Origin of the sequence: Microcoleus sp. B4-D4, assembly GCF_036705185.1 — a bacterium.
GTDB lineage: Bacteria > Cyanobacteriota > Cyanobacteriia > Cyanobacteriales > Microcoleaceae > Microcoleus.
This window is the reverse complement of sequence record NZ_JAUBTX010000014.1, coordinates 65,878-77,717: the sequence shown is the minus strand read 5'-3', so window position 1 is coordinate 77,717 and position 11,840 is coordinate 65,878. Positions and strand designations below refer to the sequence as shown.

9 protein-coding genes and 1 tRNA gene are annotated in these 11,840 nt (G+C 48.8%); 7 read left to right on the top strand and 3 right to left on the bottom strand.

The genetic code is table 11. The annotated features are described in order from the left end of the window. Positions 1-75: 75 nt before the first annotated feature. Entirely contained in the window at positions 76-945 is an 870-nt protein-coding gene (locus QUB13_RS13495; protein ID WP_333381484.1) for a phycobilisome linker polypeptide, read from the bottom strand. A gap of 690 nt (positions 946-1,635) precedes the next feature. On the opposite strand from QUB13_RS13495, the gene QUB13_RS13490 reads away from it, so the two are divergent. After that, the gene (locus QUB13_RS13490) at positions 1,636-3,270 is read left to right on the top strand and encodes an MBL fold metallo-hydrolase (protein WP_333381482.1); all 1,635 of its coding nucleotides are present in this window, start codon (positions 1,636-1,638) and stop codon (positions 3,268-3,270) included. Positions 3,271-3,911: 641 nt separating this feature from the next. Here the strand turns inward: QUB13_RS13490 and QUB13_RS13485 are convergent. Continuing rightward, the gene (locus tag QUB13_RS13485; protein WP_106148100.1) at positions 3,912-4,223 is read right to left on the bottom strand and encodes a DUF6679 family protein; all 312 of its coding nucleotides are present in this window, start codon (positions 4,221-4,223) and stop codon (positions 3,912-3,914) included. A 406-nt stretch (positions 4,224-4,629) separates the two neighbouring features. Next, entirely contained in the window at positions 4,630-5,154 is a 525-nt protein-coding gene (locus tag QUB13_RS13480; RefSeq protein ID WP_333381479.1) for a hypothetical protein, read from the bottom strand. A gap of 386 nt (positions 5,155-5,540) precedes the next feature. Between QUB13_RS13480 and QUB13_RS13475 the strand changes: the two genes are divergently transcribed. The 6 genes from QUB13_RS13475 to QUB13_RS13450 all read left to right on the top strand — a co-directional run bounded on the left by QUB13_RS13475 (position 5,541) and on the right by QUB13_RS13450 (position 11,814). Further along, positions 5,541-5,792, top strand: a complete 252-nt coding sequence (locus QUB13_RS13475; protein ID WP_333381476.1) for a hypothetical protein — start codon at positions 5,541-5,543, stop codon at positions 5,790-5,792. A 684-nt stretch (positions 5,793-6,476) separates the two neighbouring features. Then, positions 6,477-8,591 (top strand): CapA family protein, encoded by a 2,115-nt coding sequence (locus QUB13_RS13470; protein ID WP_333381473.1) that lies wholly within the window; start codon positions 6,477-6,479, stop codon positions 8,589-8,591. Positions 8,592-8,657: 66 nt separating this feature from the next. Then, positions 8,658-9,557 (top strand): aldose epimerase family protein, encoded by a 900-nt coding sequence (locus tag QUB13_RS13465; RefSeq protein ID WP_333381470.1) that lies wholly within the window; start codon positions 8,658-8,660, stop codon positions 9,555-9,557. A gap of 67 nt (positions 9,558-9,624) precedes the next feature. Continuing rightward, positions 9,625-9,696: transfer RNA gene (locus QUB13_RS13460), tRNA-Lys, on the top strand. A 186-nt stretch (positions 9,697-9,882) separates the two neighbouring features. Further along, positions 9,883-10,962, top strand: coding sequence for a class II fructose-bisphosphate aldolase (gene fba / locus QUB13_RS13455; protein WP_333091137.1), 1,080 nt, complete (start codon positions 9,883-9,885; stop codon positions 10,960-10,962). Between the two features lie 204 nt (positions 10,963-11,166). Next, on the top strand, positions 11,167-11,814 hold the full coding sequence (locus QUB13_RS13450) for a type I restriction endonuclease (protein ID WP_333381467.1): 648 nt from the start codon (positions 11,167-11,169) through the stop codon (positions 11,812-11,814). Positions 11,815-11,840 lie beyond the last annotated feature (26 nt).

The window sequence follows — 11,840 nt, the reverse complement described above, 5'->3', positions numbered from 1 at the left end:
TACCCCAGTCAGCGTTGCATCCGCAATTAACGTAGCGTTCGCAATACGCGCCTTACTCAAACATTTTGCTGTTTCCTAGCTCACCGGTGTGATGCTAGCAATCACGCCACCCATTTGGTGAATCCGCTGGTACTCTTGCGATAATTTATCAAAAGGAACCAGATAGACTTGGTTGCTGCGACGGAATTTCGAGACGCGGTTGACCACATTCGATCGATAAGCCGTAACTTCGATCCGGTATACCTTGCCTTCTTCGCCAGCCCCGGCTCCGTGACGAGTCCGAGCGCCAACCGGCGAGTCTTGGAACGCCCAGCCGTCGGAACCGCCCGAAGGAGCGATTACAGCTAGGGGCGTTTCTTGAATTACGTGCTTGTACAATTTGGTGCTGTTACCAGCCAAACTGCCCTTCAGGTCGCTGCTGGAAGCACCGCGCAGCAGTTGGAACATATAGGTAAAACCAACCATGTTCTTGCCCGTCAGGGTTTTGTACCCGCGGTAATACGGTACTATGTCTTCCCCGTAAGCATTTTGGTATTCGTCGCTGTCGATGTAGGCATCGATATCAGCTTCAAAGCCGCTTGCATCGAGGATATTGCTGTGATGCTTCGTTTCTTGGTAGCCCTCTGGCGCTCTACCTAACAGGTGCTTGAAAGTAAGCTCCGTATAGCGGTAGCGCGGACAAACGTCAAAAAAGCGCGATCGATAAAGCTCGGATTTTGCAACTTGGCGCACGAACTCGCGGACGCTGATTTCACCGCGTTTGAGCTGCGATTCGGGAACGGAAAGCCGTTCGCTCTCCATTACATAAGCATTGCCCAAAACTTGTCGGTACACTGCTTGAATTACGGTTGCCGCTTCCTCATCCGAGCGTCCGGGCCACAACTGAACAGGGTCTGTGTCTTCAAATAGGGCGACGCCCAATTGAGATGCAGGTCCAAAAGCCATTTAAACTCTCTCCTGGATAGCCACAAGGTTTGCTTAGAAAAATGTATCAAACTTTTACAAAAAAACCGATCGCCCTCATAAACTCCCTCTCTGCTTTGACAGCAGCAGTTTGCTAGCACGAGTCTGGTTCTCTAAGTTTTTCTTCTTGGACTATACACCGCCCTCAAAACCCGAGAGATGAAGATTTGTAAAGTTTTGTCAACATCTTGGGGCTGCTGAATTAAAATCTTCTCATAAAAAAGACTAGCTTTTAGCAGGCGCAAATTGTGAAAAAAGGTTTAAAACTCAGAATACGAGATCGAGTTCGCTGCTATTACGAGGTGCAATAAAATGTAACTTTTGATGCCGGAACCAGTAGCATTAAGTTTGTCGAAGGGTCAAGGCCCAAGGGTCGCTGCCTTCGGAAAATCGCTTTCTTGGCGCTGCATCAACTCTTAAAGTTCTATTACTTTCCTTGCACGGGAGCCGGAGCCTTCGATCTCAGATTAAACTCTAGGATCTTCGCCGACAACGCAGGATCGACCGTTTTGTTTGTCGAGAGCCGTGGCGGCAACAAAGTCTTTTAGTTTGTCAAAGCCGGTCGATCGCGCGTCGGTAACTGAACTCGATCGAAATGAATGCAGTCGCAGCCCATATTTTAGATCTCGCGATACTGCAAATTGCGCGCAAAACAGGGGACTAAACCCAGTGATGGATCTCGATTGTTTACCTTACGGCGCAGGCCACGCACAGGAAGGCGTCTGTTTGCTAGTCCGCATGGGGCCGCACCGCATTTTACTTGACTGCGGTGTAGAGGATGTCTCGCCCCTGTCAGCGAAACTAGATCGATCGCTCCCAGCCGATTTTGTGGTGTGCACCCACGCCCACTCCGACCACGCCAGAGGTTTGCTAGCACTTCACAAGTCTTTCCCGCACTTGCCAATTTACGCCAGCGAAGTCACAGCGCGACTGCTACCGCTCAACTGGCCGGAACAATCTCAGCAGCCGGAGTCCAGGTTCTGTCAGGGACTGCCCTGGCAGTCGTCGATCGAACTGCGGCCTGGGCTGACCGTGCAGTTGTTCCCGTCGGGCCATTTGCCCGGAGCGGCCACTGTACTGCTGACCTATACAGCCCCCCACCGCACCTACACCCTCGTTTACACGGGCGACTTTTTCCTGTCCAATTCTCGTTTGGTGGAAGGTTTGCCGCTGGGAGAACTCCGAGGCATGAAGCCGGACGTGTTAATTTTGGAAGGCAGTTACGGCACGGCGCGCCACCCTCACCGCCGACAACTGGAAAATCAATTAGCCGATCGCATCCACCGGGCGATCGGCGACGGGTACTCGGTACTCCTGCCCTCACCGGCGATCGGTTTGGGTCAAGAACTGCTGATGCTGCTCCGCAGCCACCACTATTTCACAGGCCGCGACTTGGATATTTGGGTAGACGGCACCGTCGCCGACGGCTGCGACGCTTATCTGGAACTGCTGCCCCAATTTCCCACGGCTGTCCAAAATTTTGCTCTGCACCAACCTTTATTTTGGGACGACAGGGTGAAACCCCGCGTCCGCCGACTGTCGGCCGAAGGGCGCGCCGGATTGGGTTCTACACCTTGTATTGTGATTACTGACCGCATTGCTGATTTGAATTTGTATGTTGCCGATCGGAAAAATCCTTGGATTTTGCTCGCACCTCAAAAACCCGGATATCCGCTCCGGGACTGGCTGCCTAACTGGGCAGAATCAGGAGTCAGAAGCCTCGAAACTTATTTGCTAGCCGAACACTGCGACGGCCCGGGGACTACCCAACTCATCCACAACTTGCGTCCCCAGCACGTAATTTTTGTGCATGGTTCCCCCGCCTATTTGGCTGATTTGGCTAACTTAGACGAGCTCCGCAACCGCTATCAGTTGCACACTCCGGCGACGGGTACGATCGTTGAATTGCCGATCGGGGAAATGTTTTTGCAGCCCGCGATCCCCGAAACTAACTATGAAGGAGAACTCAGCGAATTAGGCACAGAGGTAGCAATTAGCTTGCCGAGTCCGATCACAGCCGATCCTCGGTGGGCAAACTTTGCCGATACCGGTTTAGTAGAAGCCCGCTGGCAAGGCGAAGAACTTGTACTGCGTGGCATTTCCCAGCGGGAACTGCTTTTTCAAGGCAGCCCCGTTGCCACCAACCTCGAATGCTGCGGCAATTGCCAGCACTACCGCGGCCAGCGCTGTTGGAACCAGTCCAGTCCTTTGTTTGGCTTTAAAGTTACTCCCGACGGTTACTGTCCGGTGTTTGAATCGATATCGGAGTCAGAACTTTTCCTAGATGCGGAAACAGAAGGTGATTAAGCTGTAGGGCACCTTGAAGCCACCCCGCACCAAGAAAACAAAGGAGAGCTTCTGTGTTTTGCATTAATCAAGATACTTGAGTTGCAAGCTCTAGCTAAGCTGTTGTGCATCCCAATTGTCTGTGGTGATTGAGGGGGAGAGTGGGAGAGTGGGAGAGTGGGAGAGTGGGAGAGGGGGAGAGTGGGAGAGGGGGAGAGTGGGAGAGGGGGAGAGTGGGAGAGGGGGAGAGTGGGAGAGGGGGAGAAGATTTTTGATCGATCGATCGTCGAAATATACAATCGAAATATACAATCGAAATATACAACAGCTTAAGACAGGCTAGCGCAGTGTCCGTGGGAGCATCTGTGTTTTGTATTGATAGTGCTGTCTCCGATCGCGAGTACAATACGAGAGCGGGGACAGCACTATCATCAAAAAATGCTTTTTACAAAGCCCCAGATGCTCCCCTGTCCGTCCCACAAAAATCTTTTTTTTCTTGTGATACCTTGATCCCCGCAGCGTCCCCAAAATTTTATCAAAAAAACTGAGGCAAGAAATATTCTGCTTAAACCCAATTTTTTGGTAATTCTTCCAGAAAAAAGGGAGAAAAATCGTTTGATTTTCCCCCAAATCTTATTTTTGATTCAAGCGCGAGCTCAAAACTAATCTAAATTCGAGTCGGGGTAATGATTGCGAATTTGTTCCGCTTCGGGACAATCGTCAGAAACTAGGGGTTCGCAGTTAGTTCTCGACACCGAAGCCAACTTCTGGGATACAGCTCCAATACTTTCTAGACGCACCATTTCTTCCCAGGAGCTAATTTCGTCTTCTTCGTCGGTTTCGTAGCGCAGCGTGACTAGATCCCCTTCAATATCTAGGATACGAGCGCGCTCTATCCAACGTTGCTGATCTCGAAGAAAAATAGAAACCTCACGACCATCACAACAGAGTTGATAGATTTTGCGCTGTAGCATTTGTCAGTTCTCCTGCGCAGTGTATTTGCTTAAAAAGATTGCCTGTTTACATTGACATAATCCCCAACCTCAAGGCATAGGGATTCTGGATTTCAAATAGCTTTCAGCAAGCACAGCTTGCCTGACATTGCCTATTCCGATAGTTGATGCCCCAACCTATTTGAGATTTTTGGGATTTATAGAGTTGAGACCGGATTGTGACATCTGGCTAATCAACAATACGTAACTTATCATGAAAGCCGTCCTATAAGGACTGGACTCCTATGCCAATTGTTCCGTAACGTACTTTGGGTTTGACATCGGAAGGCAGCCATATTGACGAGCCAGTTTCACGTTTTTTTGAAACTTCAACACCGATGGGTGTTACTAAATTTGATTTTACCACTAAATCTATCTAGTACGCCATTTATCCGATCGCAGATTTTGCAGCCACCGACATCTCTCGCCAGACGCATTTGCCACAATACATCCCAGAATCAGGATTTGAGGGAGCGATCGAACCCTCAGAGACACCAAGCAAGCGAGAATAAACACAGTTCGTAAGTAATTGGACAGAATTAATTACACACTGATTTTTTGCTGATTCTTTACTAGACAAGGCTTGTAGCCCAGAGTTTTGTGTAATTAATTGTGTCTTACTACTTATTGCGGATGACCGTCCGCTCAGTTCTGCAATACCTGCATTCCGCACGCGCGATCGAATCTTACTGCGGTCAATCGAGCCGACATGATAAAACTCTTCGTGACTCGATCTCCCTGTCGCGGTGCTTGAGGCAGCGCACAAATGCTCTGCGATGATTGCACAGACCGCTTTTACATAGTATAATTCTGCGATCGAGCTGTTGATATCCCACCCGATCATAAGGATTTTCGGGCGATCGGGCAATCCAATCACCAACGGAAAATCAACAGTTTCAGACCGCGACTTCAAAACAGTTCGGACTGTGGGAAGAAATTGCGATCGAACAAGTGACCGCGACTTTAAGACGCTGTAGAGTAAAGTTAAGCAAAATAGGAAAGCCCCTTAGCGATTAGAGGCGAACCGATCGAGAACCGGCATACCAAAGGGCGATACCAGGGGCTCGACAAAGCTCCAAAGTACACCTCCGGGACTTGCACGCTCAACTACCAGCGTGACTGCGACTTTAAAACCGAGCGTCAAGTCAGTATTCACACGCTAGATGGTCGAATTGTCCTCCCGACGGCTACAACCAGCACATCTATCTGATTGCTCAGTGCAAGGATATCGGTGCTGCGAAGATTGTCTGTCGGAAATTCTCGAAGACTGATTAATTGATGGTAAGTCTACAGCTTAAAATGCCTGCTCTCGATCCACTAAATATCACTAGAATTTATGGTGTGGACGCGGGTTTGAGATATCTTTGCCTCGAAACAGATTTGCCAAACAAGTCTAGTTTCTCTTCGGTCAAGGTGGCACTGCACAAAGCTAAATCCGATCGACAGGCCAAACAGTTTTTTCAGCGTAAAGATAACCGTTCGGCTTCGCGAATCCTCATCGTCTCGTCGGGACAGAAAAGACGATTTATTGCTGATGCAAACACCAGATAGCGATTACTATTGCTAATTTTAATGGTTTAATTAAACTCAAGTATATGACCAAGACACCGGATAGATTTAGATCGCATTTAGCAAAATTACGAGCACCAAAAAGCGAAAGTTTAATCAAGAAGTAGCTAAATAGTTGTTGCTATAATTGCACAGTTATGTCTGCTGCAAGGCTGCGTTTATTGGCTAAATAGCTAAATCTAGGTGCATTATATAGCGGTGATCGAGCATTGTGAGGATAGCCCTATGCCCTATGCCCTATGCCCTATGCCCTATGCCCTATGCCCTATGCCCTATCCCGCGTACCTCATATGAGATCACAGAAAGGCTATACCTCGCTTTAGTTGCTCGGATTCTGGGCAGACCTCTGAGACCGAGCGACCGCAGAAAAAGCTAATTTTTCGCTGTGAATGTCGGGGGTTTGAACTTGATGCCGATCGCGCCGGAAGCAGAAATATTGCAATATATATAAAGCTGCTTGTCCGGGAAGATTTCGAGGGGTACGAGGATATTCTCAGCACTCCCCTAATGTGTCCGACACTGAAGCCAAAGCAGCAATCCTTTCGAGGTTTTTGAAGTTGCGGTGGAATTCAGATGCTGCGCCCCCACCATGCAGCGGTACTCGGCCGGCGGTGGCTGTTAGTTGACAACAAATTAAAGTGATCGATGTGTTAAGGAGGATAATTTATGGTATATGCAGAAAATTGGTCGCAGCCGTCTATGTTGGAACTAGCGCGATCGGGTAACTTTCAAGCCCTGAATTACTGGATTGACAGCTTGCTCAGACCCGAAGGGATTTATGCTCGCGTCGAACAAGCTCAAGCCGGCTGCGTCCAAATCTTAGTAGAATTCCAGCGGGAATTTGCGCCGGATACTACATTACTGGGGAGCACTCTCCGGGAAAGCTTAGTCAAATTTATTTGTCACCAAGTCTGGAGACTCAATTCCCCAGCAGTAGAAGGGGTGCGAATTCACGCGCGGTTGGCGGGAGAACCAGAGATTCTCTGGAAACAGTCAGTGCGAATTGTGACTCCGGCAAATCGGCGGCAGCGGCGCGATCGTTCCCTATTCGTCATAGATTGGGTTAAATTTAAAACGTATCGTTCTCTGCTGCTAGTGGGATCGGCACTTGCTTCATTTATTTTAGGGTGCTGGGTGAGCTACCACGAGGCTCTGGCCGTGCGGTTAGTATCTCCAGTCTCGCCGTACCAGCAAGCTGGGCTAATTTCGGGGCCGCCTCCCAAACGTCCAGATTCGGTGCAAGCGGCTTTGGAAGTAGTACCAGTAGTGCAACAAAAGCAGGTTGCTAATCCCTACGATCCCACCGTAACGCTGATGTTCGGGGGAAATGTGAATCTATCGGATGCGATCGGAGCATCTGCCGGTAACAATTATGATTGGGCTTTTGCCAATATGGACGAGTACCGGCAAGCAGATGTGTCGATGGTTAATCTAGAAAATCCCCTGACTACCTCTACCTTGACCAACAATAAAAAACAATTAAATTTTAAAGCCGATCCAGAATTGGTGAAAATATTAACAGCGGGAGGAGTGGATCTTGTCAATCTGGCAAACAGCCACGCTATGGATTACGAGGAACCGGGGCTGGTGGAGACTATAAATACTCTAAATAATGCTGGAATTGGGCATCTGGGAGCCGGTAAAAATATTAAAGAAGCTAGGCGTCCAGATATTATTGAGGTGAAGGGTCAGCGGATCGCTTACCTCAGTTATTATGATACCGACCTTAACTCTGCCGACCAAGGGAAAGCTGGTACTAATCCCCGCCGCAACAATCGCGTGGCAGAGGATATTCGAGCTCTCAGGGGTCAGGTAGACTGGATTATTGTTAATTACCACTGGGGAGTTGAGTTGGCAGATTATCCGGGAGATTGGCAAATTGATTTGGCTCGGTTTACGATCGACCAAGGAGCAGATTTGGTAGTGGGACACCACCCCCACGTCCTCCAAGGTGCAGAAGTTTACAAAGGCCGCCCAATTGTTTACTCGCTTGGTGATTTTATATTCGGCACGAATGCTCGCAGCGATTACGATACTGCAGTCCTGAAAGTATCGCTCAAAGACAGGAATATGAAGGTAGAATTTCTGCCTGTGGAGGTGAAAAAGTTTCAGCCGAAGGTGGTGAATGGGGCGGCGGGCGATCGGATTCTCAAACACGTCGAACAAATTTCTAGTATTTTCGATCGCCCAATGCGATCTTCTGTAGTTCTAGATGCCACAATTAACTCAGGAATCACACCAAAAACTCCAAACTATCCATTGTCCCCAGCCAAGAGCGGTATCGACGGGCCAGGGCTGAATTCGCCCAAAACAGCAGGTGAAAGCAATCTGCCAGACCCAGCACAATCCAAACCTACTCCGATTTTGCCAGCTTTGCCTGCAGCGCCCAAACAGCCGGACAACTCCTCATTATTTCAGAACGGCGCTGGGCCTGCAATTGAGTCAAGCCCGCCTCAAAATCAAGATTTGCCGCCGCGCATCTACCGCACTCAACCTCAAAATCCCAACCGGGAAGCAGATCCGTTTACCAAAGAGCCATTCATCAAAGAACCGTTTATTGCGCCCCTATCTGGGAGTCAAGGAGGGGCGATGAGTCCCCAAAGCTATCTTCCCCCGCCTCGGGCTCTATCTTTCAAAGTCGAGGTCAAAGAGCAGCAGACACGCAGGAACATTCCAGACACCAGCAGAGATCGGTCTAAGCAGCCGATCGCGCTGCCTCCTATAATAACTGCGAGCATGGGGACGGCCTATGAAGGTCGGATCTATGATGCACAGGGGTAAAAAAGGGGCGGTAATGGGCAAAAATCAACTAGCAGCGACCAATTACGACCGATTTACTAAGAACCAATGATCGACGACCTACTACCGATGACAAATGTGTTTGCGATCGCGCTGAAGCAAAAGCAGTATAAAACCTATATCCTCTCCGACGAAACCGCTAACTCTACTCTAGAAGTTGTGCCGGAACGGGGCGGTATTGCCACTAGCTGGCTGGTTGAAGGCAAAGAAATGTTGTACTTGGACGCGGAACGGTTCGCCAATCCCGATCGAACTGTACGCGGCGGGATTCCCATCTTGTTTCCCATCTGCGGCAATCTCGCCGACAAGACCTACACCTACAAAGGAGTCTCGCGCCAGCTCGAACGACACGGCTTTGCTCGCGATTTGCCTTGGACGGCGACGGAACAAGTCACGGAGGGTTGCGCGGCTCTTACCCTAGTGCTTAAAAGCGACGAGAAGACTCAAGCTGTTTATCCGTTTGATTTCCAGCTAGCTTTTACTTATCAAATTAAAGGCAATTCTTTGGAAATTGTGCAGGAATACACCAATCTTGGTGTCGAGCCCATGCCCTTTTCTAGCGGCTTGCACCCTTACTTTTTCGCTCCCGACAAGACAAATCTGCGCTTTCAGATTCCGGGGATGCAGTACAGAGATCGGAATACCCACTCTAAGGGTTATTTCACGGGGGTTTTTGACCCGACACTGGATGAAATAGATATTTCCTTTGATGAACTCACGGGTCTTGCTGCTATTGTTACTGACGCGGCGCGGGGCTTGCGGCTCACCCTCAGTTACAATTCCAGCTATGGGAAGTTGATCTTCTGGATGATCGAGGGCAAGGATTTTTACTGTCTGGAACCTTGGACTGCTCCTGGAAATGCTCTAAACACTGGCGAACACTTGATTTATTTGCAGCCGGGAGCGACTTGTGAGACGATCGTGCGGATGACTGCAAATTTTTTCTAAAAAACACTTGCTATTTTAAATGATGGGTGCTACTGTTAGAAATTGTCTGCGGTAACAACGTTTACACGGGTCGCTAGCTCAGCGGTAGAGCATTCGGCTTTTAACCGATTGGTCTCGGGTTCAAATCCCGGGCGACCCATTAAAAATCTAGAATTTTGAGTTTCGAGTTGAATGCTCGGAGCTCGAAATTTTGTTTTTTGAGCTTTTAAGTAGAAATTTGGAAAGATAATGCGCGATCGGCTACAAATTGTCTTAAGATTATCGTAAGAATTGAGCTTGTCTAAAATTCACGGCCCAGAAACACAAATAACTAGGAGGAATATCTATGGCGCTTGTACCTATGCGACTGCTGCTCGACCACGCGGCTGAAAACGGTTACGGCCTACCGGCTTACAACGTCAACAACATGGAGCAAATCCAAGCCATCATGCGCGCTGCTGACGAAACCAACAGCCCTGTGATCTTGCAAGCTTCTCGCGGCGCTCGCTCCTACGCTGGGGAAAATTTCCTGCGCCATTTGATTTTGGCGGCAGTTGAAACCTATCCTCACATTCCCATTACAATGCACCAAGACCACGGCAATGCCCCCGGCACTTGCTATTCTGCCATGCGCCAAGGTTTCACCAGCGTGATGATGGACGGTTCTCTGGAAGCGGATGCTAAAACTCCCGCCAGCTACGAGTACAACGTTGAAGTTACTCGCGAAGTTGTGAAAGTGGCTCATTCGATCGGCGTTAGCGTTGAAGGCGAACTGGGTTGCTTGGGTTCTCTGGAAACAGGAATGGGCGAAGCAGAAGACGGCCACGGCTTTGAAGGTGCGCTTTCCCACGATCAATTGCTGACAGATCCCGAAGAAGCTGTTAATTTCGTTGAGCAAACCGGCGTTGATGCTCTCGCAGTGGCGATCGGCACTTCTCACGGCGCTTACAAGTTCACCCGCAAGCCGACTGGCGAAATTTTGGCAATCAGCCGCATTGAAGAAATTCACCGCCGCTTGCCAAATACTCACTTGGTAATGCACGGTTCTTCTTCTGTACCCCAAGAATTGCTGGAAATCATCAACAGCAACGGCGGCAAAATCCGCGAAACCTACGGCGTACCTGTGGAAGAAATCCAAAAGGGTATCAAGTGCGGTGTTCGCAAGATCAACATCGATACTGACAACCGTTTGGCGATTACTGCTGCGGTGCGCGAAGCTTTGTTTGCTAAGCCCGAAGAATTCGATCCGCGCCACTTCTTGAAGCCGTCGATCAAGTATATGCAGAAGGTTTGTAGCGATCGTTACAACTCTTTTGGTTGCGCCGGTCAAGGTACAAAGATCAAGCAAGTTTCTTTGGACGATTTCGCAGCTAAGTATGCTAAGGGCGAATTGAGTTCTTCTACTAAGAAGACTGTCGCTGTTTAAGAATTTTAGGTTTGAGATTTGAGATTTATCTGAAGTCTAAAGTTTGAATAGCCGGGTAGCTGCGAAGTTGCCCGGTTTTTGTTTGTGGACAGAAACCGATAAGAGTTGTTATTGACAACTGCGATCGCTATAGCAGTTTCCCTAATTTTGCTTACAATGAAACTAATTTTCGTGTGAAAAACCGTTTGAATCAAAGGTGAAGGAATGGCAAAGGTTATTGCAGTTACAGAAGCTATTAAAAGCCTTGCTGAGGCTGAATCAAGGTTGAATTTGAGCAGAACTGAGGATGAGGCTTTTTTTACTGAGTGGCTAGCCCAATTGCCAAATCCCAGCGATTCTGAACAGACTGCTTTGGATACGCTACGACGCAGATTGCTATATCATAGAGCAGATGGAGAGTTGTTAGAAGGGTCAGTGACTTTGCTGGTGGCATCACCTTTGTTAGAACTGGCGGGTTTCTACGATCCACCTTTCAGGATGAAGGCTGAAGCTGCCATCGAAATTGCGATCGATGATGGGGAAGAAACGCTGCGCGGACGCATTGATATTTTGATTTTGCAGAATCAGCTTTGGGTAATGGTTTTGGAGTGTAAGAAGACTACGATTTCGGTGCGATCGGCATTACCCCAAGCATTAGCATACATGATGGCAAATCCCGATCTGGATAAACCGAGATTTGGGATGTTGACGAATGGCGATGATGTGTTGTTTGTGAAACTTATGGCTCAACCTACGCCCGAATACGGGTTATCGCGGGCATTTTCGATCTATACTGTGCGTAGTGAATTGCGATCGGCATTTCAAGTCTTGAAGCATTTAGGGCAAAGCATTACTAGATCGGACGGCGGTTGAAACCGCGTCTACACAAACGATGTCCG